Source organism: Rufibacter hautae, from assembly GCF_008271695.1.
Taxonomy (GTDB): domain Bacteria; phylum Bacteroidota; class Bacteroidia; order Cytophagales; family Hymenobacteraceae; genus Nibribacter; species Nibribacter hautae.
This window is the reverse complement of record NZ_VKKY01000003.1, coordinates 354,816-375,436: the sequence shown is the minus strand read 5'-3', so window position 1 is coordinate 375,436 and position 20,621 is coordinate 354,816. Positions and strand designations below refer to the sequence as shown.

The 20,621-nt window shown below is 53.7% G+C and carries 19 protein-coding genes; 4 read left to right on the top strand and 15 right to left on the bottom strand.

Translation table 11 applies throughout. The features are described 5' to 3' along the window. Window positions 1-35 precede the first annotated feature (35 nt). Both FOA19_RS23695 and FOA19_RS18030 read left to right on the top strand, forming a co-directional pair. A complete protein-coding gene (locus FOA19_RS23695) occupies window positions 36-905 on the top strand; it encodes a PKD domain-containing protein (protein WP_149092243.1) in 870 nt (289 codons plus the stop codon). Between the two features lie 127 nt (window positions 906-1,032). Beyond that, window positions 1,033-2,571, top strand: a complete 1,539-nt coding sequence (locus FOA19_RS18030) for a DUF4832 domain-containing protein (RefSeq protein WP_149092242.1) — start codon at window positions 1,033-1,035, stop codon at window positions 2,569-2,571. 480 nt (window positions 2,572-3,051) lie between these two features. Here FOA19_RS18030 and FOA19_RS18025 read toward each other — a convergent pair whose 3' ends face one another. The 5 genes from FOA19_RS18025 to nagB form a co-directional block, all read right to left on the bottom strand. Beyond that, window positions 3,052-4,488: a Gfo/Idh/MocA family protein gene (locus tag FOA19_RS18025; RefSeq protein WP_149093120.1), complete on the bottom strand. Its 1,437-nt coding sequence runs from the start codon at window positions 4,486-4,488 to the stop codon at window positions 3,052-3,054. A 160-nt stretch (window positions 4,489-4,648) separates the two neighbouring features. Further along, complete coding sequence (locus tag FOA19_RS18020; RefSeq protein WP_149092241.1) at window positions 4,649-5,293, bottom strand: carbohydrate-binding family 9-like protein; 645 nt, start codon at window positions 5,291-5,293, stop codon at window positions 4,649-4,651. A 7-nt stretch (window positions 5,294-5,300) separates the two neighbouring features. Then, window positions 5,301-6,449: a phosphotransferase enzyme family protein gene (locus FOA19_RS18015; RefSeq protein ID WP_149092240.1), complete on the bottom strand. Its 1,149-nt coding sequence runs from the start codon at window positions 6,447-6,449 to the stop codon at window positions 5,301-5,303. 1 nt (window position 6,450) lies between these two features. Beyond that, entirely contained in the window at window positions 6,451-7,380 is a 930-nt protein-coding gene (locus FOA19_RS18010; protein ID WP_149092239.1) for a nucleotidyltransferase family protein, read from the bottom strand. Window positions 7,381-7,443: 63 nt separating this feature from the next. Then, on the bottom strand, window positions 7,444-9,357 hold the full coding sequence (gene nagB / locus FOA19_RS18005; RefSeq protein ID WP_149092238.1) for a glucosamine-6-phosphate deaminase: 1,914 nt from the start codon (window positions 9,355-9,357) through the stop codon (window positions 7,444-7,446). Window positions 9,358-9,758: 401 nt separating this feature from the next. On the opposite strand from nagB, the gene FOA19_RS18000 reads away from it, so the two are divergent. Beyond that, entirely contained in the window at window positions 9,759-10,568 is an 810-nt protein-coding gene (locus FOA19_RS18000; RefSeq protein ID WP_149092237.1) for an SDR family oxidoreductase, read from the top strand. A gap of 177 nt (window positions 10,569-10,745) precedes the next feature. On the opposite strand, the gene FOA19_RS17995 is transcribed toward FOA19_RS18000, so the two are convergent. From FOA19_RS17995 to FOA19_RS17965, 7 genes are all read right to left on the bottom strand, one after another. After that, window positions 10,746-11,186 (bottom strand): hypothetical protein, encoded by a 441-nt coding sequence (locus FOA19_RS17995; RefSeq protein ID WP_149092236.1) that lies wholly within the window; start codon window positions 11,184-11,186, stop codon window positions 10,746-10,748. Between the two features lie 169 nt (window positions 11,187-11,355). Then, window positions 11,356-11,601, bottom strand: a complete 246-nt coding sequence (locus tag FOA19_RS17990; RefSeq protein ID WP_149092235.1) for a hypothetical protein — start codon at window positions 11,599-11,601, stop codon at window positions 11,356-11,358. 206 nt (window positions 11,602-11,807) lie between these two features. After that, entirely contained in the window at window positions 11,808-13,610 is a 1,803-nt protein-coding gene (locus tag FOA19_RS17985; protein WP_149092234.1) for a MutS-related protein, read from the bottom strand. A gap of 531 nt (window positions 13,611-14,141) precedes the next feature. Next, a complete protein-coding gene (locus FOA19_RS17980) occupies window positions 14,142-14,567 on the bottom strand; it encodes a RidA family protein (protein ID WP_149092233.1) in 426 nt (141 codons plus the stop codon). A gap of 105 nt (window positions 14,568-14,672) precedes the next feature. Then, on the bottom strand, window positions 14,673-16,034 hold the full coding sequence (locus FOA19_RS17975) for a hypothetical protein (RefSeq protein ID WP_149092232.1): 1,362 nt from the start codon (window positions 16,032-16,034) through the stop codon (window positions 14,673-14,675). Then, window positions 16,015-16,602 (bottom strand): anti-sigma factor, encoded by a 588-nt coding sequence (locus FOA19_RS17970; RefSeq protein WP_149092231.1) that lies wholly within the window; start codon window positions 16,600-16,602, stop codon window positions 16,015-16,017. Before FOA19_RS17970 ends, FOA19_RS17975 begins: the two co-directional genes overlap by 20 nt. A gap of 59 nt (window positions 16,603-16,661) precedes the next feature. Further along, window positions 16,662-17,222, bottom strand: coding sequence for an RNA polymerase sigma factor (locus tag FOA19_RS17965; protein ID WP_149092230.1), 561 nt, complete (start codon window positions 17,220-17,222; stop codon window positions 16,662-16,664). Window positions 17,223-17,447: 225 nt separating this feature from the next. Here FOA19_RS17965 and FOA19_RS17960 point away from each other — a divergent pair, with 225 nt between their 5' ends. Continuing rightward, on the top strand, window positions 17,448-18,404 hold the full coding sequence (locus FOA19_RS17960) for an alpha/beta fold hydrolase (protein ID WP_149092229.1): 957 nt from the start codon (window positions 17,448-17,450) through the stop codon (window positions 18,402-18,404). Here the strand turns inward: FOA19_RS17960 and FOA19_RS17955 are convergent. The 3 genes from FOA19_RS17955 to FOA19_RS17945 all read right to left on the bottom strand — a co-directional run bounded on the left by FOA19_RS17955 (window position 18,401) and on the right by FOA19_RS17945 (window position 20,535). Next, entirely contained in the window at window positions 18,401-18,898 is a 498-nt protein-coding gene (locus tag FOA19_RS17955) for a DUF4442 domain-containing protein (RefSeq protein WP_149092228.1), read from the bottom strand. The two genes, FOA19_RS17960 and FOA19_RS17955, sit on opposite strands and share 4 nt — an antisense overlap. A 237-nt stretch (window positions 18,899-19,135) precedes the next feature. After that, the gene (locus tag FOA19_RS17950) at window positions 19,136-20,053 is read right to left on the bottom strand and encodes an SMP-30/gluconolactonase/LRE family protein (protein WP_149092227.1); all 918 of its coding nucleotides are present in this window, start codon (window positions 20,051-20,053) and stop codon (window positions 19,136-19,138) included. A 5-nt stretch (window positions 20,054-20,058) separates the two neighbouring features. Beyond that, window positions 20,059-20,535 carry a hypothetical protein gene (locus tag FOA19_RS17945; protein ID WP_149092226.1) on the bottom strand — a complete coding sequence of 159 codons (477 nt, stop codon included), beginning with the start codon at window positions 20,533-20,535 and terminating at the stop codon, window positions 20,059-20,061. Window positions 20,536-20,621: the final 86 nt, after the last annotated feature.

The window sequence follows — 20,621 nt, the reverse complement described above, 5'->3', positions numbered from 1 at the left end:
TGCGCCAAACAGAACTTACTTAAAGCTCCAGAGACATGAAAAACAAACTCTTACTTTTCTTTGGCTTAAGCTTCCTGCTGGTGGCCACTTTCTCCTGCGAGGAAGACGATGAAGGTTCCGGCACCAAGGCTGTCTTCAGCTACGTAACCGATGGTTTCGTGGTCAATTTCACCGATTTCTCCCAGAACGCCGCTGAGTACCTCTGGGATTTTGGGGATGACGGGGAGACTTCCACCCAGTCAAATCCTACGCACGTCTACAGCAGGAAAGGCGATTACTTGGTGACTTTAACCGTTAAAAACAACGGCGAAACCAGCACCTTCCAAGACTCGGTGTATGTACTGGGCCCTAACGTCAAGATTGACGGCGACTTCACAGACTGGGAGCACGTGCCCTACACCCACACGAATGACGAAGGCACCGGCGGCACTTTGCTGGCTGTGAAAACCTTTGCCTCGGCCGGAGCCTTGAACTTCTACCTGGAAGGCACCTCTGACTTCAACCTGGCCGTGATAGACCTGTACCTGGATGCGGACAACAACCCCGAGACCGGTTTCAAATCCTGGATGTACCCAGCCGCTTCCGGCGCCGATTTTCTGTTTGAGGGCAATTACAATCCTGGTACGCCGGCAGAATCGGCGGGCAGCATGTTTGCCCACATAGGCCCTGGCAATGACTGGGCCTGGAACGAGGTGGCTTCCTTTGGCCAGAGCATGCAGTTTTCCACCATGAAAACCGTAGGCGGCAAAAAAGTGATTGAGTTCTCCATCAAGCGCGATGGCTTAGGCACCATGAAGAAGTTCGCCAACTTTGCCATTGTGGAAAGCACCGCTGGCTGGGCCGAGATCGGGAACCTGCCTTACAACAAGCAGCCTACCTCCAAGTTCGCCACCATAGAACTCTAAGCTGGGGCCCTTGCCTATTCTCCTGTTTTTACCGTTTCGGGGCTGTTTTAGACAAAACAGCCCTTAAACGGCAAACCCATCCTGCCTTTACGTGTCTCAATTCACCTTCACCTAACCTGTCTCACCAATGGCCTTCCTCCCCCTAAAACCTCGTCTCCAGAAAGGAATCTCCGTCCTAGGTCTTTTGTTGGCGCATCTGGTTTTGGCTTCATCGGGCTACGCCCAGACCAGAAAAATCACTTACACCCAGAGCAACGAGGATTTTGCCAACCCCGAGAGAGGTTTTTACCTGGCTTCGGGCGGCAAACCGGGCACGCTCTCGGTGGAGGAATTGACCAAACTGAGAAACTTACCGGCGGACCAGAACATCACGCCCAGCGCCAAGTACTCGGCCAAGGTCACCTTGGTGTACCGCGGCTACCTGCTCTCTGATTTCAAAACCAAACCCATCAGCGAAGAATTTCTGCAGTTAATCCGGCGGGATATGGACGCTACCCGGAAAGCGGGTCTGAAAATGATTCTGCGGTTTGCCTACACCAATGACACCAAAGCCGGCGACTGCAAAGACGACTACAAGATCTGTCCGCCCTACGGCGATGCCTCCAAGCCCATCGTCATGCAACACATCACCCAGCTTAAGCCTATATTCCAGGAAAACGCCGATGTGATTGCCGTGCTGCAACAGGGATTCATTGGCATCTGGGGCGAGAACTACTTCACCGATTATTTCGGGGACGCTTCCAGTAACGGTCAAGGCGTTATTAATGACAGCAGCTGGGTCAACCGCAACGACATGCTCAAATCCCTGCTGGAGGCACTGCCCAAAGACCGGATGGTGCAGGTGCGAACGCCCCAGATAAAGCAGCGATTTGTCTACGGACCCAAAGCGCCGGTGACCTCTAACCCCATCTCTGCCCAGGAAGCCTTCACCAATGCAGACCGCGCCCGCATAGGCTTGCACAACGACTGTTTCTTGGCCAGTGAAGACGATTACGGCACCTATGCTGACTACGGCAATTCTTCCACGAAACGGGGCCCAGCAAACGAGGTCATGCGCAAGTACTTTGAGGCCGAGAGCAAGTACGTGGCCGTGGGCGGCGAAACCTGCGACAATGCCTACAGCCCGCAGAACGACTGCGCCCCTGCCGGACACGCCGAACAGGAGATGGCCGCCCTGCACTACAGCTACCTCAACAGCTCCTACAACAACCAGGTGAACAATGACTGGGTTACCGGCGGCTGCATGGACAACATCAAGCGTCGGCTGGGCTACCGGTTTGCCTTGAGATCGGCTTCGTTGCCGGCAACTGTTAAGCAAGGTAAAATCCTGCCCATCTCGTTAAATCTGGAGAATGTGGGTTTCGCCTCTCCATTCAACCCGCGCCCGGTGCAACTGGTCCTGCGGAATAAGAACTCCGGCCAATTGCATGTTTTGCCTATCACCACCGAGATCCAGAAATGGTTTTCCGGCCAAGTCAGCATCTCCCAGGAACTGACCCTACCTGCTACTTTGGCCAAAGGTGACTATGAGGTGTTGCTCAACCTACCAGACTCCTACCAGAGCCTCGCCAAACGACCAGAGTACAGCATCCGGCTCGCCAATAACGATGTCTGGGAAGAGACCACCGGCTTCAACCGTTTGAATCATAGCATCAGAGTGAATTAAGCTCAGTACTTTTAAATGAGGTGTTTCGGGCCTGTTTTGAGAAAAGCAGGCCCGAAATGTTTTATGTGCTTTTATGTACTTGGTGATTTAGATTCTAGGGAAGCGATCCAAGACACCTTCCCGTGGCAATAATGTTTCTCCTCTTGCCAACTGCGCCTCAAATGCAGATTCTCCCCTTGAGGGGAGATTAAGAGGGGTGTTTACACAGGGAAGCACACATTTTAGAGCTACTTACAAATGGTATCTTCTAGTAAGAGAGGCAAAGCATTGCTAGCAATTCGTAAACTGGCAGAAGTAAACACCCCTCTGCGCTCCCCTCAAGGGGAGAATCTGCACTTAGCAAGCGCAATTAGTAGAACTGGTAAGTATCCTTCAAGTTCCCAATTGACGTTCAATAAAAAACCCGATTCTGTTTAGAGGCTGTTTTTATGTGAACAGCCTCTAAACAGAACCGGGTTTCTGCCTTTATCAGTAAAGAGGTTACGCTCTTACGGTGGTGGTGCCGCCGCCTTGCAGGGACAATTCTACTGGTTTGTTTTTCTGCCAGGCACCTACAGTGAAATCAGGGACATCAATGGAGTTGGAGCGGTTGGCTACAGACCACTCACTCAGTGGGGCCACGGAGCTCCAGAGAGCGGCATCGTACACGTCCTGGTCCAGCGGCAAGCCGTTGCGGAGGCAATCTACCAGGCGCCATTCCATGAGGAAGTCCATTCCGCCGTGGCCGCCTATCTTCTTGGCCATCTCGCCCAGTTTCTTGATGAGCGGCGGCGTGTATTGCTCCTCTACTTTTTTGAACTGTTCCGGGGAGAGCCAGTCTTCGTGGCTGGAGGCGATGCGAGCCGGATCTGGCCATTTCTGGGCCGCGCCTTTGGTGCCGCTCACCAGGTGAATGCGGGAGTAAGGGCGCGTGGACGAGACATCGTGCTGGATCATGATGGTTCTACCCCGTTTGGTCTTGATGGTGGTCGTGTTCATGTTGCCCCGGAAATTCATCTGCGCGAACTCCTGGTAGAAGCTGTCTTTGGCAGCCAACTCTTTGGCTTTGGGTTTCATTGAGAAATCATTGGAAGACACAGACACCAGGTAGTCCATCTGGTCGCCGCGGTTGATGTCCATGACCTGGCAGATAGGCCCAAGGCCGTGGGTGGGGTACAGGCTGCCGTTTCGGCCGTTTTCCTTCAGGCGCCACATGTTGTAGTAAGCCTCCTCGGTATCGCTGGTCTTGGCAAAGTTCAGGTCAATGAGGTTGTGAATGTAAGCACCCTCGCCGTGCACCAATTCTCCGAAGAATCCCTGCCGGGCCATGTTGAGCGTGAGCATCTCAAAGAAATCATAGCAGCAGTTCTCCAGCATCATGCAGTGCTTTTTGGTGCGCTCAGAGGTCTCTACCAGTTGCCAGCATTCCTCCAAGGTTTTAGCGGCGGGTACTTCCACGGCCACGTGCTTGCCGTGCTCCATGGCGTAGACGGCCATGGGCGTATGCAGGTGCCAAGGCGTGGCGATGTACACCAGGTCAATATCGTCTCGGTTGACCATTTCCTTCCAGGCCTCCTCTTTGCCGGAATAGGTAGCTGGTTTATGGATGGAACCCTCCAGTTTCTTCTGGACAGCAGCAACCCGGTCCGGCCTAATATCGCAGAGAGCTTTGATCTCAACCCCTTCAATATGGTTCATGCGAACCACCGAGGCTGGCCCGCGCATGCCCAACCCAATATACCCCACCCGCACGTTGTCCATTCTGGGAGCCGCGTACCCACTCATGTTGAAGAGCTGCCGATGGGGTTTCTTAGCTTGGTCCTGGATTTGGGAAAGGGCGCCGGCCGAGGAAGCACAGCCACTGATGAAACCAGTACTCACCAGGCCCACGCCAGCCAAACCGGCCAGCTTCAGGAAATCTCTCCTATCATTACTCATAGACATTTTTCTATTTGGATTCTAGAATTAAGCTTCTTACTAAAGAAATCAGGCTACCTAAGCGCTCCATTGAAAGGCCAAACCGCTCTCTGAGCGGCATCTGGGTTTTAAGGCTATTTACTTAGAATCTGATCCTAAACGGCCGGGTGAAAATTGACGCCTACAGAAACTGCAACTCCCCGAAATACTCCGGCAAATGGAAGTTGGGCGCGGCAGCCTTTATGGTATTCCAGGTAAGGTAATGGGGCTTGGGCAAGTCATCGCCGCACTTGTAGAAGTTCACTTTGCAGGTCTGCTCGTTCAGAGAGGTAAACTCATGGAAGCAGAAAACCTCCACCGGAATCACCAGGGTCAGTTCCCACTTTACGGCGGCTTCGGGGTGCTCTCCCACTGAGAGCTGCGCGTAACGTTTTATCTCCCTGATAACAGCCTCGGAGAGAAACTGGCGGTTTTCCTTATCCGGTCCATAAGCCATTAGGCAGGAGCCCAGGCTGTTGAACTCCAGGTTGTAATAAGCTCTTTCGTCATTGAACGCGATGAACAGTTCCACACAGCTGTCACGGTACACGGGATCATTGGTTTTGCGGAACACCGCCCTAATGTCGTCCTCCGCCACGTAGAACTTCACAAAGAAACAGTCGTTGCTGTGGGCCACCGAGAAAGTCACCGAGGGTTTATAAGGATAATCGGGCCACGGCGCAGTGTCAATGGCATGCTTCTCCAGGTGGTCCAACTGTTCTGAGACCTCCTGTAAGCCAGAGTCGCGGTCTAACCGGAACAAAAGCGGCACGTCTAATTGCTTCATAAAGGCATCAGGCTTTAGTGGTGATTTCTGCCAAGCGGGTTTCCTGCACAACTTTCTCTAAAATGCCTTGAAGCTCCGGCAGCAGTGCCTCCAATTCTTTCACCAATTGAAACTGAGCACGGCACCGCTGCAGGTTGTGCGCGGGGAAGTGGATCTTGTAGTAATGGTCGCCGTCTATGTAATCTGTAAGGAACCGCAGGCCCATAATGAAAGGCAGCAACAGCACCCCGTGCAGAAGTGAGGCGATCTCCTGGTCAGAGAGGGCGCTGCTGGTTTCCTCCAGAAAGCCTTTGGCGAAAGCCTCAAAAAGGGCAAGGTTCACCTGAATCTTCTCCAGTTCTGGCTCATCTTCCGGCGCAGTGTTGACGGTAGTCCGGATGGCATCCCCGAAATCATAGGCCACGTACCCGGGCATGACCGTATCCAGATCGATGACGCATTGCGCCTTGCCGTCCTTGTCCAGGAGCACGTTGTTGAATTTTGTGTCGTTGTGGGTAATGCGCAAGGGCAATTCTCCTCGTTGCCCCATGTGGTAAATGGTGCTCATGGCCTGGGCGCGTTCCTCCACAAAAGCAATCTCAGCAGCGACTTCCGCTACCCTTCCGGCTGGATCGGCAGCTACAGTCTCCCTGAACAGCCGCAGCCGGTTCACCACATTATGGAAATCAGGGATCGTGTCATGCAACTGCTCCACCGGAAGATCGGCCAAAAGGGCCTGGAACTTCCCGAAGGCTTTTCCGCCCTCATACGCCTGCGCCGGGGTGGTCACCATGTCAAAGCCCAAGGTGTCGTCCAGGAAGTAATACATGCGCCAGTAGTTGCCCTCCGCATCCTGGTAGAACCATTTATGCTGATTAGTGGGGATGAGGGTGAGCACCTCTTTCTGAGGTTGCGTGCCCGGCGTATTCTCTAGTTTTTGGCGCAGGTGCGTGGTCACCACCTGAATGTTGTCCATGAGGGCGGGCACGTTCTTAAAGACATGATGGTTCACGCGCTGCAGCAGGTAATCTGGGCTGCCCGGGTGGGAGTTCATGACGTGGTAGGTGTCATGGATGTGCCCTGAGCCATGGGATACCACTTGCGCCACGCCCCCATCAATGCTGAATTGCGAGAGTACGGCGGACAATTTTCCGGTTAGCGCTGTTGAATTTGCCATCTTATCTGATCGTTTCTGTCTTCTTTGCCCAGAGATTTTCTGGGTACACACCTGCCGCCACCAACTCTTTAAGCGCCTCTGCCGCCACCGGTTTATCGGCGGGGTAGGTCACACCGAACCATTTCTCGGGTGTGGGCAGAAGCTTCACACGGGTGACGCCGGCTTTCACCAGCCGGTCAAGCACCAAGGGTAGGAAGAACTCCGCTTTGGGGTTTTGGGCACTCTCTTGCAGGAACTCCTTAAGATATTGCTCAAAATAGGGCAGCAACTCCGGCGAGAAACCCATGAGGTTCATAGAGACCATTTGGTCCTGGGCCAGCGGAATATGCTCCTGAGTAGGCGTCACTGCCACGATGCCGTTCTGACCGCGCTCAATGTGCGTCTGCTCCGTGATACTGACCAGGTTGCCACCGGCATCCACCTCACAGATTCCCCTGGAAACCGCCCCGTGCTCAGACAGGGTATTGGCCAGCAGATAGCCCACTAATCCGCATTTCTGGCCCGTTTTCAGGAAATCAGCTATAATTCGGAAGGACTCGTAGCCATAGAAATCGTCCCCATTGATCACCGCGAAAGGCTCCGTTAGTTTCGCGCTAGCCACCCACACGGCGTGGGCCGTTCCCCAGGGCTTCACCCTTCCTTCCGGCACGGTGAAGCCTTCGGGCAGAATATCCAGTTCCTGCAGCACGAAGTCCACTTCCACCGTTTGGTTGAATTTTCCTTCTATGGCGGCTCTGAACTCCTTTTCAATGGACTGCCGGATAATGAACACCACCTTGCCAAACCCAGCCTTGATGGCATCATAGATGGAGTATTCTATGATGGTTTCGCCGTTGGGGCCAAAGGCTTCCAGTTGTTTCAGGCTCCCGTAGCGGGTAGCCATACCGGCCGCCAGGACCAGCAGGGTTGGTTTATCGTTCAACTCAAGCATAGGGGGTTTTCAGGTTGTTTTTCAAAAAGAAGCTAGTAAACGGCGTTTCGTAGGGTGGTCAGCTTAGAAGTGATAGCGCTTGAAGGCTTCCATGGCCTCGTACTCGGTGAGGCCCAACTGGTCATAGATGCGAGCGGTGGCGCGGTTCCGGTCCTCGGCGCGCTGCCAGAACTCCCGTTTGTCGTTGCCGGGGAATACGGGGCTATCTTTCTGCGATTGATGTTTGAAGATGGCCTTACGCTTCCGGAGTAATTCCTCGGGACTGATGGGCACCGCCATTTCTATGTCTTCAATGTCCCACTCCTGCCAGGCCCCGCGGTACAACCACACGTAGCAATCCTGCATCCAGGGTTCGTGTTTCAGGCGGGCGATGGCTTCCAGAATGGCGTTGAGGCACACCCGGTGGGTTCCGTGCGGGTCCCTCAGGTCGCCGGCGGCGAAGATCTGCTGGGGCTTAACTTTGGTCAACAAATCGGCCACGGCCTGGATGTCTTCCTCGCCCAAAGGCTTTTTCTTTACCTGGCCGGTTTCATAAAAAGGCAGGTTCATAAAATGCACGTTCTCTTTCTTCACGCCACAGAACCGGCACGCGGCCAGTGCTTCGCCCTGCCTGATGAGGCTTTTGATGCTCTGCACGATTTCCGTATCCTCTTCGCCCAGGTTCTTGTGCTCCAGAAAATCCTCTACCTCCGCGTGCAGTGCATGGAACTCAGGGATGGCAATGCCCAGCTTTCTGGAAAGCCCCAGGGTGAAATCCGCGAAGCGGTGGGCATCATCATCAAACACAGCGATATTCCCCGAGGTTTGGTAGGCCACGTGCACGTCATGGCCCTGGTCGGCGAGACGCAACAGGGTGCCGCCCATGGAGATGACGTCATCATCTGGGTGCGGGCTGAAGATCAGAGAGGTTTTGGGAAATGGGTTGGCGCGCTCGGGGCGGTGGCTGTCGTCTGAGCCGGGTTTGCCGCCAGGCCAGCCGGTGATGGTATTCTGGATGGCATTGTGCACCTGTATGTTCAAGCTGTAGGCAGAGCCCACGCGCACCAGCAGATCGGTGAGGCCCCAATGGCGGTAGTCTTCATCGGTGAGTTTCAGGAGCGGTCTTTTGGCTTGCAGGCTTAACCAGATGACAGCACGGCGCATGAGGTTCTGATCCCAATCTACCAGGCCCACAAGCCACGGCGTTTTAATGCGGGACAGCTCAGAGGCGGCCCATTGGTCCAGGATTACGGTGACGCGCTCATGTTGCTGCAGAAAAGAAGCCGGCACTTCCTCAGAGATTTTGCCTTCCACCATCTCCCGGACAATAGGTGCTTTGCCCTCACCCCAGGCCATCATGATGATCTTGCGGGCTTTCATGATGGTACCCACGCCCATGGTAATGGCCCGCAGCGGCACAAACTCCTCTTTGATGAAGTCCTTGGTGGCATCAGCGATGGTAAGCGGATCCAATTTCACCAAACGAGTATGGGAAGCAAGCCCCGAGCCTGGTTCATTGAACCCGATGTGCCCGGTGCGACCGATACCTAATAACTGCACATCTATCCCGCCGGCTTCCTCAATGAGCTGCTCATAGGCGGCGCAAAACTCCGCCACCTTTTCTATGGGCAGGGAACCGTCTGGGATGTGGATGTTCTGGGGCAGGATGTCTATGTAGTTGAACAAGTGCTCGTGCATAAAATGCACGTAGCTCTGCAAAGCATCAGGCTGCATGGGGTAGTACTCATCCAGGTTGAAGGTGACCACGTTCCGGAAACTCAGGTTCTCGTCTTTATGGAGGCGCACCAACTCTTGGTAAACCCCTATGGGCGAAGAGCCGGTGGCCAGCCCCAGGACCGCTTTCTCCCCGGTTTTCTGTTTCTCCCTGATGGTAGCGGCAATGGAGTGGGCAATTCGCCGGGAGCCCTCTTCTGGAGTGTCAAAGATGGTGACGGGAAGCTTCTCAAGGGCAGTGGCAGAAAAGGTTAATGTTTCCATAGACGGGCAGATTTAGAAAAGCGTAACCGATGGGAAAAAGCCAGAAATATTGATTTCTTATCTAAACATAGAAACATAAAACCAGAATAACAAAGGAAATCAACAAAAATGTGTTCGAACACGCTTTAAAAAATATTATTTGTGCACGAACACAGCTTCTTCCATTTATAATCTACCGTTTTACTCATTTGTCATCATCCTAGGCACTGAACTACGCTTTCCAAGTCTGTTATCAGTGCATTTTGCAGCCAAGCACCATTTTCCCATAGACCTAAGCTAGCTCACGTCATCCAAGCCGCTACTTCCTCATTTACCGCCTCTCTCCCACCAGTCACCCAGGCAAGCACAACATTTACTCCTGAGAGATAGTATCTGAGAAGGCATAACTCTAAAACTCAGCTATGGAAGCAGCAAGTCAAAAACGTTTACAGAATCAGGTGGCGATAGTGACCGGGGCCAGCTCCGGGATTGGGCAGGGCATTGCCATCAGGTTGGGGCAGCACGGCGCCAGCGTGGTGGTGAACTACCACTCTGACGAGGAAGGCGCCCAAGCCACCAAAGAGCAGATTGAGGCCGCCGGCGGAAAAGCGCTGGTAGTGAAAGCCGATGTCGCACAGGAACAGGAGGTGGAAGCCATGTTCAAGGCCGCCAAAGAAGCCTTCGGGACCATAGACATCCTGGTGAACAATGCCGGTATCCAGAAAGACGCGGCGCTGGTGGACATGACCATGGAAGAGTGGCAGAAAGTGATCGGTACCAACCTGACCGGCCCTTTCCTCTGCGCCCGCGCCGCTGCCCGTGAGTTCATCGCCCAGGGCATCAGAAAGGATATTTCAAGGGCCGCCGGCAAAATCATCTTCGTGAGCTCCGTGCATGACATTATTCCGTGGGCGGGGCACGTGAACTATGCTACCTCTAAAGGGGGCGTGGCCATGATGATGAAAACGCTGGCCCAGGAATTGGCTCCGCAGCAGATCAGGGTGAACAGCATCTCGCCGGGCGCTATTAAAACCGATATTAACCGCGAGGAATGGGAAAGCAAGGAAGGCGAACAGAAAATGCTCTCGCAAATCCCGTATGGCCGCATTGGCGAGCCAGACGATATTGCGCGCGTAGCGGCCTGGCTCGTGTCTGACGAGGCAGATTACATTACTGGCGCCACCTTGTACGTAGACGGCGGCATGACACTCTACCCCTCTTTCGCCGATTAAACAAACCTGAACTTGGTGGAATAAGAAATACCCTGGAGGTTTCTGCATGCAGGAATCTCCAGGGTATTTTATTGCCAGAGATTAGGCTTCAACGTACCCTCTACGGGCACACAAAGGCACCCTGACTTTCAAGAAAAGAGAAGGATTTTCCAAAAACAGCCCGTAAACAGAACAGGTTTATCTTCGGGAACTGTTCCGGTGCACCATCTGCGCCACCGATTCCTCCAGCCATTTCACGGCCTCGTTCTCGGTGAGGAAAGCTTTCCGAGACACATCAGAGGAGTCTGAGGTGATGGCTGACAGCGTGGTCCCTTCCTGCAGCCGTTGCATCTGACGTGGCGCCAAAAGCCAGGCCACCAACACGTGGGAAGAAACCTGTTCCAGAACCTTGGGGTAAAACTCAAAGCTGAGCCAGTCGCTTTCCTTCTGCGACATCTCGCCCTTGGAGCGACAGTCAAGCAGCCAGGAGGATGCCTCATGCTCTTTGGCCATGGAGAGGATGGCCAGGCAGTTCATTTTGAACTCAGTGAAGGTGACAGGCTGCTGCCAACGGATGATGACCGTTTGCATATCCGCCCGATAGGAGATCTTGATATTTTTGCTGAATCCTATCTTCATGGCGCTAGGGGACTACACGCTACTTAGTGGCGCTTGGGTTGAAAATCATACCTAAGTCGTTGTCTGTCTGTAATTGAATTTAGCGGACGTGTTTGGAAATTGCAAACCATCCAACGTATTTTCATGGGTTTCCGCAGAAAATAGCGTAGAAGTACGAGAAATATTCCAATTAGTCATGCCGACGGCGCGCCTCATGCAGGTTCTTCCGCATGGCGAGGAACAGTTCTATGCTACCCTGCAGAAACTCCTCATCCAGCCAGGTTTTCACTTCGTCATCGCCGCCGGTCACCTCCATCTCACTTACTTTGTAGGTTTGCTCAAAAGGGCCTAACTCCAGTTTAAGCAGGTATTTTCCGTTCCAGGCCAGTAAGGTGATTTTGATGTCGGGGTGGGGAATGTCAGCTACTACGCGCATGGGCAAATGGTAAAAGAAAGGTTAATTCAATTCAAAAGTACTGTACGTAAAGGTAACCGCCAGGATTTCAAATCGGTTACCCCAAGTTTAAGAATTCGCTGGTTAAGCAACTCATTTCTCTCCTGACCGGCATCTCTCAATGTACTTTTCAAAAGCGGGAAAGCATTGGTCTGTTTTGGTCCTGATTTTCTAAAAAATGCCTGAAACTACAGTTCAATGCCCATCTGGCGCATGAGTTGGCTGGCATTGAAGCTCTGGCAGATGCCGGGCCGCAGGGTATAATCGAACCGCAGTTGGCCATCTTCAAAATAGCTGTTGAAGCTGAAATTCTGCACTGAGCCCGGCAGTTCCTGCTCCATATTGCCCAGCTCCAGATCATGGGTAGACACGAAGCCCGCCGCCTTCCGCTGGTGTAACTGCCTGATCAAGGCCATGGCGCCCTGGTGGCGGTCATGGGAGTTGGTACCTTTCAGGATCTCGTCCAGGAAGAAGTACACGGGCTGGTCTGCGCGCGTGAGGTCCAGCAGGATTTTGAGGCGCTTGAGTTCGGCGTAAAAAGAAGAAGTGTTCTCCGCCAGGTTGTCCTCGGTGCGCATGCTGGTGTACACCTGACCCGGGAAAACTGTCACCTTTCTGGCGCAGACGGCCGCACCGGTAAACGCCAGCACCATGTTCACGCCCACTGCCCGCAGAAACGTACTCTTGCCAGACATGTTGGAACCCGTGATCAGCACCGTATTGCCAGCGCCTTTGAAGGAAATGCTGTTGGCCCGACGGCCCGTGCTGAAAATAAGCGGATGGCTCAGGTCATCGGCGCAGAACTCAAAGGGCTGCCCACTGATCTGGGGAACCGCGAAATCTGGGTTAGCATACTGGAAAGCGGCCAAACTGGCGAGCGCCTCAAACTCAGCGGCGGCGTTAAGCACCTGCCCGATGTTCCCGGACATGGTTTTCTTCCAGCGCTCCAGGCGCCACATCCAGATAAAATCCCACATGAGCATGTGGTTCAGGATGAAATTGAGATAGGTATTGAGCCGCGCCGAGAGAAACTGGATAATGGAGGCCAGCTTCCGCACGTGCTCTGAGGCCTGCTGTTCCCCAATCTTGAGCTGTTGCTGCAGAGCCAGCGCTTTCTTGCTTTGGAAGCTGCGTCCTTCAATGTGCACCAGCAGGTCTGTGTAACTGCGCAGCGTCTCATACATGCCGGTGCTCTCCTCATAGTATTCATCGCGCTGGCGCGAGAACTTGTAGGCTACTAGAAACTGCACCACCACTAAGCCAATAAATGGGTAATGCGAGTATCCCTGCCCCCAGTAAACAGCGGCGGCAATGGTGAGTAAAGGCAACAGAAACGTCAGCACCACTAGCCAGGGTTTACCGGCGAAAAAGTTAGGGCTCTTGAGCCACTGCAGGAAAGGCTGCGGCAGTTGCTGGGTTTTACGGTGGTGGTGCATGGCCCGGGCCTGCAGATTCTGGCGCCACTCCAAATCAGGCTGCAGCTCGGCTACCGCCTCCTGGCGTGCTAAAATCTCCTCTGCTGAGGCGGGCCCTTTCAGCCACTCTGCCAGGCGTTGCTGCCCTAAACGTGTCACGGCCCGGTTTAAAAGCTGGAAAAGCGAATTCTCCCCGAACACGTCCAAATCCGCGGTGTAGAAATGGTTAGGCTCCTGAAACTCCTCCCCCGCCGGGAAACCGGTCAGTTCGCCGCGCAGGCGCTCATTTTCCTTTCTGTTGATGAGACCCAGGTAGAGCTGGTGCTTGCGGGCGTATTCAATTTTGTTGTGCCAGTAGATGAGCGCCGCAAAGATGAAGTACCCGCCAAAGAGCAGGCCCAGACCGGCGCCGTTGTGCCCGTAGTAAAACAGCACCGCGCAACCCAGCACCGATCCCACAAAAAAAGACAGCCTGAGCCACCCAACCCAGCGGTATTTGGTGGCTTGCCGTTCCTCGGCGGCTAAAAAGTGCTGCTCACGCTGGGTGAACAACGCTTCTGGAGAATGTTGTATCATTAAAAATCACTTCAGATCATCAAAGAACCGCCATAGGTTCTTTCCTGCAGTTAGACACGCGTCTAACTACCCAGGCAAAATAGGAAACTGCTTCCAGTATTTATTGTTTCAGGGCTGTTTTTTAGAAACCGGCCTTGAAAAGGGAAAACCTATACTCAGAAAGCGAAAACCGCCAGAATATTGCCTGCCAAAAGCCAACAATTAGCAATGAGGTTGGGGTTCTATTTTACACCCATCGTCCTTTAGGAAACTATCCCAAAATTCCCGTTTAGTCCGAACCTCGGCGGTTCCTAGCACCTAAAGGCCGCCTCTTCCTCTTCTGTCATCTTGGAAAGATCTTGTGGGCGAACTAGTAAGCAGTGAATTTCCTGTCATACAGTTGGCCCATAAGGTCCTTTCAGGAGGACAAGAGATTGGGCTTGCGATTTTCCTTTCGGGAATACGTGCGGACACGAGCTGGAGGCTCGCGCCAGCGTTTGCAGTTGTGTCGCTTTATGGCTGTTATCCGGAAATCGAACTGAAAACAAACAATCAAATAGTGGCGATGCACTTGAGTTCGATGGCAATGGGGGTGGGCAGCGCGTTTACCTCCACGGTGGTGCGGCAGGGCTGGCTGTCCTGGAAATACTGGGCATAGAGGCGGTTGTAGGTCTGGAAGTCCGCTTTCATGTTGGTGAGGAACACGGTCACGTCCACTAGGTTCTCCCAAGCCGAGCCGGCTTCCTCCAATATGGTGCGCACGTTCTTGAACACCGAGTGGCACTGGGCTTCTATGTCATAGCTGGTGATGTTTCCGGCCTCGTCCAGCGTCACGCCGGGGATCTGCTTCACGCCTTTCTCGCGGGGTCCCACGCCTGAGAGGAACAACAGGTTGCCCACCTTCCTTGCGTGCGGGTAAAGCCCTACCGGTTCGGGGGCCTGGGAAGCGTGTATGATTACGGGCGGTGTCTTGTCCATGGTTTTCTGTTTTAAGCCGTGTTTCCCTAAAATAAGGCAAAAACAGGGCAAAAAAGAAGCGGACCTGTTTAGGTCCGCTCCCCCCATGATCAAATGCTGGTGCTTTTAGTTGAAAGCGATGCTGCCGTATTTGCTGGTGACGTTCACCGTGCCTTTGGGCGATGCCGACTTCCCGTACTTGCCTTTGTAGGTGCTGGAGGTGTTGCGCACCTCCTTCAGGCTGAAGTTGGCCAGATCCTGGTCAAGCTTGAAACTGCCGTACTGGGTGTCTACCTCAAAGTTGAAGGCCGAGTTATCGGCGAAGCCCAGGGCCATGCCGGTGTAGCCACCCGTCAGTTCCAGTTTCCGGAAATTGGACGACACGTTGTTGATCTCGAAGCCCGAGCAGTACTTCACGTTAAGGCTCGCCGATTCCCGCAGGCTCCCGATCTTGATGCCTGAGTAGCTGCCCGTGCCGGTGATTTGTCCGGCGCTGCCTATGTGGAAGCGGGAGTCATAGCGGCTGGCCATGGTGAGCATGTCTACCTTGTCAATGGTGATGCTGCTGTAGGCGGTGACGGTGTTGATGTCATCGGCGCCTAGCAGGCGCATGTGGGAGTATTTGAACAGCAGGTCGCCGCCTTTCACGTAGGCCAGCTGGCACTCGCCGCCACTGTAGGTCACCGTTATCCGGTTCTTGGGGTTGTTGAGGCTGCCGGTGGTGAGTTTGCCGTACTGCACCTCCAGATCGGTGGGGCCGTCAAAGTCGGGCATCTGCACCAGGCCGTATTTATTGGCGATGCGCAGCGGGTTGCCTTTGGGCATTTTCACCAGGTAGTTGATCTCAAAAGCCTTCTCGCTGCTGGACCTGATCTGCATGGGCTCACGCTCCGTCACAAAAGACAGCAGGTTGTTGCCCAAATCCTCGTTCACCCGAATGTTGATCTTGTTCAGGATCTCCTGGGCTTTCTCCTCGGTCATGGCGCGGGCCACCACGGTCACCTCCACGGCGATCTCGTTTCTGCTCCAGGTTTGTACATCTACCCGCCCAAACTGGTTTTCAATGTTGAGCTTGTCTGACCGGCCCACCTTGAAGGAACGCTCCACTTTCTTGATCTTGGTGTAGGCATAGGCTCCCTGCAAATCTGGGGTGGGCTGTTCCGGGGTGATTTGTTCTGTGGGGCCTTGCGGCGTGTCTATGAGCACCTGGTTCATCTGGTCCAAGTGGAAGGAAGGCAAGGACAGGTGCTCCAGGTCTATCTTCTCTAGTTTCACCTCACAGGGAGAAACCTGGGGTAGTTCTGCCAACGCCTCTGTCACCTGCAGCGAGGTCAGGGCCTGCTGCACCTGCGGGGCCACGTCCACCCTAATCTCCTCTTTCAAAACTTCTTTGCAGGACGCAGACGCGCGCGGGGTCTGCCCCTGGGCGGTCCCAAGCGCGAGGCAAAAGCAGAAAAGTGATACTAGTTTAGATATTGGTTGTTTCATGACGCGCTGGGGCTTTTACGTTACTTCTGTTTTCAAGTACTTCCAGTTGTTGGTTCAGCAGCGCGATTCTCATTTTAAGGTTATCGCTCATGGCTTGCAGAAGCACTTCTTTGTTAGGCGTGGTGTAGAGTTCTTTTTTGAGCTCGTTGTAGGCTGAGTCCAACTCCGCGAACCGCACCTGGCCGGCACCCATGGCTTTTAGCTCAGACTTCTTCTTCTCAATCACCCGCACGTACTTGGTTTCTATCTGGCGCAGCTCTGGGGCTATTTTATCCAGCGGCACCGGTTGGGTAGTGGCAACGGCCTCTGAGGCTCCTTGGGTGTTCATATAGTAGCGGGCCGAGAAGGCCACCATTACCAGCAGGGCTACGGCGGCGGCGTAGCGCCAGGCGGTGTGCCAGTTGATGGAAATTACTTTGGCCTCTTGTTCTGTCTCAATGGGGATGACCGGCTTTTTCTCCTCCTGCTGCAATTCTGCGGCAATGTCCTGCCACAGATCCGGTCGGGGGGCAAAAGAGTCAAACTCCTCTCGGTGGGCCTGTACAAAATCTTTTAATCTATCTTTCATGGCTGTTGCGCTTTGTACTCGTATTTAAATGGTGCCCGTTTAGGGCGGTTTTTACTTTTTCAGCTAAAAAACGACTGCTCTTGAATAAGTTCCAGCAGTTTCTTGCGGGCCCGGCTGTACTGCGATTTAGACGTGGCCTCGCTGATACTCAATATGTCGGCAATCTCGCCATGGTCATATCCCTCCAGGAGATACAGCGTGAGCACCACGCGGTAGCCGTCCGGCAGCGACTGAATGGCTTTCTTGATGCTCTCCACTTTGTACTCCAGGTCTTCCTGGTCCACCTCAGGGCCTTCGTCGGCGAAGTCCTGATGGTCTTCCATGGGCACCACTTGCAGGCGCCGGCTGCGCACTTTAGTGATGGACTTGTTGATGACAATGCGCTTTAGCCAACTGCCAAAGGTGGAGTCTCCCTTGAAGGTATGCAGTTCCCTGAACGCGCTCAGAAACGATTCCTGCAAGACATCCTCTGCCTCGGTATAGTCATTAGTAATGCGCATGGCCACGTTGAACATGGACTTACTGTAGAGTTTGTACAGTTCATACTGTGCCTTGCGATCGCCCTCCTTACAGCGGGCCACCACGTGCGCGTTAACGTCGGTGTATTCCAGCGTCTCCAAATTGTTACCTTTTAATGCTCATCATGACGGTAATTTCAGTAACAGCAACCCGGAACAACACCAACACTTTTCATTGAGCCTACTGGCTCTCTCCTGTTCCAAACTTCTACTCTAAAGACTAGGCAAAAGCCCAAGGGTTGCACCTTGCTCCAAAAAAATCCTGTTTATCAAATAACCTTTAATTTTTCATTTTATTTCTCAATTTTGCCCAAAAAATAGAAACCCATGAAACCATTGCGTCCTTTTTTGATGCTCCTGCTGCTGTTTAGCCCCGCTTTTTCAACTTTCGCCCAGAAAACGCCTACCGCCTCCCACGCTGCCGCGCCCCGCGAGATGCGCCTGACCATGAGCGACGGCACGGAGCTGTATGTGAAAGTAGCCGGCAAAGGGCGGCCGTGCCTTTTCATCCACGGCGGACCCGGTGCCTGGAGCCACTCTTTTGAGGTGCTGGGCGTGAATACCCTGGAGGATTCTCTGCAGATGGTGTATGTAGACCAGCGCGGCAGCGGCCGGTCCGGGAAAGCGCCCGAGGGCAATTACAGCCTGCAACGCACGGTACAGGACTTTGAGGAGGTACGCCAACAGCTTGGCTTTCAACAGTGGACGGTGCTGGCCCACTCTTTCGGCGGAATCCTGGCCACCGAGTACGCCTACTACTACCCGCAAACTATTTCCCGCATGATTCTCCTGAACGCCACCCTGAACCTGAACTACTCGGCGCAGGTGCAGATAGACAAAGGCCTGGAGATCCTGAAACCCGAGAACCCCGCCCCGTTCCTGGACCAGAACAAACCCGTGATTGACCGGTTCATGATGATGATCCAGGCCCTGAACGAGAAAGACAAGTACCACCAGCTTATGTACACCACCGCCGAGGGCCTGAAGAAAATGAACGAGGAAGACGCCAAACGTCCGCCCAATTACAGCTTCGGGCAGGCTTGGATGAACTACCCAGAGTATTTCCAGGATTTCACCGAAGTGACCCGCCATCTGAAGATGCCGGTGCTGGTGATCTCAGGTGAGCAGGATTTCTCTATCGGGCCGGAACACTACAAGAGTTTCCATTTCCCGAACCAGACGACGGCCTCTATGCCGGGCGGCCACGTGATTTACCTAGAGCAGAACGCCCAGTTCCAGAAGACCATCAAAGAATTCCTGAAGAAAACGAGCAAGAAAAGCTAACCTCTAGAGCTTCTGGCTTTGTAGGACCAGGTAATCCGGAAACGGGCCACTTCCTCGCCTTGCTCGTTCCGGCCAATGCTCAGGGCCTGGACATTGTGGCTCTGCCCGGACGTTTGGGCGCTTCTCACAGCCGCGGCAATAGCCTCGCCGTCATGGCAGGTAAAGGTGATGGTGCCCACCGCTTTCTTGCTGAAATCAGCCTCCAGGCCTACCACCAGCATAGACACTGAGGGCTGGGCCCCGTGCAGGTACATCATGCTTAGCACCCCAGAGGCCATCTCGGCTGCCATACTCAGACAGGCGAAGTAGATAGACCTGAACGGATTTTTGGTCAAATACTTGTACCCGATGGTTACCTGCGCCTCCTCCTCCGTGAGCCGTTTGATCCTGATGCCCGCCAGATACGCCATGGGCAGGTTCTTGAGCAGAAACAGCTTCAGCTTCACAGGATTGGTGATCAGGTGACGGAAGGGAGCAGTAGAAGCGGTTGTCATAAGCCAGCGGTTGGTGCCTGAGAAAAGATAGGCATTCTGCCTGAGGTATGAAAACCCCGCCAATCCGTTTCTCAGTCGATTTCTGCAAAACAGCCCTAAAACAGGAAGGCCCGAGCCATTCTAAAACGGTTCGGGCCTTTCTGTTTTCACATCAATTATGAGGATATGGCAACCATCTGCCCAAGTCTGGGTTTTAGAATCCTTTTAGCTAAAATAGGCCATAAACAGCGACCAGGGTCAGATGCCTTTCACCTTCATTTTCAGGCCGTACACCGATCCCATGGCGGTGATGAACAGCGTAGACCGATCTTTGCCGCCGAATACCACGTTGGCGGTCCAGTTCTCCTGGATAGGGATGTGCGCAATCTGGCGGCCTTCTTTGTCAAACACGGTGACGCCTTTGCCGGTGAGGTACACATTCCCCTGCTGGTCTAGGGTCATACCATCAGATCCCATGTCCGCGAACAGCTTTTTGCCCGTGAGGGAGCCGTCTTTGTTGATGGTGTACACGTAGGTTTTGTTGGCTTCAATGTCTGCTACGTAGAGCTTTTTCCCATCGGGGGTACCTACAATGCCGTTGGGTTTTACCAGCGTTGTGTCTACCGGATAGAATTTCTTTCTGTCAGGGCTCAGGTAGTACAGGTGCTCTCCATCCTGCTGGCGCTCAGGGTTCCGGGTCCAGTAATCCCTTTTGTACAGGGGATCGGTGAGGTACATGGCACCCGAGGGGGCAATCCAAAGGTCGTTGGGTCCGTTAAGTTTTTTGCCTTGGTAATCCTTCACCAGCACCGTAGGCTTCCCGGCCTGGTCAAAGGACCAAAGCTGGTTGTCCATATCGGCGGCCGCGACGAGGTTGCCTTTCTGGTCAAAATACATCCCGTTGGCCCGCCCTGCTTGGTCTGTGAACAGACTGACCTTCCCCGTACTGGCCGACCATTTGTGTATTCTGTTGTTGGGCTGGTCTGTGAAGTACACGTTGCCTTCCCGGTCCACGGCCGGCCCCTCGGTAAAGGAGTAACCATCGCCCAGTTTCTCTACCTGAGCGCCCTTGGCGACAATACTATTCTTGTCTGTGATTTGGGCAGACAGCAGTTTGGGGATAAGAAAGAGCAGGGCGGCGCCCGCCACCAGAATCAGGACTTTGGGTTTGGTCATTACAATTATAGTTTACTTTTCAGTTTGTAGCCGTACCATAATCCGGCGATGGACACGGGAACAAGGCAAAGTACGGCCACCCAGGCAAAAGGCTTCATGATATAGTTCAGGAGCCAACCTTTCTCTACCGGACCCGCGGCCGCCTGCAACAGCAGCGCGGCCAGGCAGCAGATCAACGTGGAGAACAGCACCACCTTCAGGCTGGAGAAGACGCCTACCCAGGCGTACTTCTTTTTCCGCTGCAAGATTTTCACGCCGGCTTTTCTGCCCACTAGGAAAGCGAACAACAGGCTGGAAAAGATAAAGATGAGCACGTTTGCCGTTCCCAGGTAGGTGACAATGTCCCAGAACATCTGGACCGAGCTGGTCACCGCCAGCATAAAGGTGAAGAAGAGCACGGCAATGGCCACCTCGGTGACCAGCTTTGCCCTGAGCGCATAGGCAATCCCTTGCCTTCTTGCTCTTTTAAGGGTGGTATCCATGAGGGTTGTTTTTTGATGCTATTAGTATAACAGGTGAACGCAATCACAGTTTTACGCTTCCTCCTGACAGGAAACCACCCCAACAC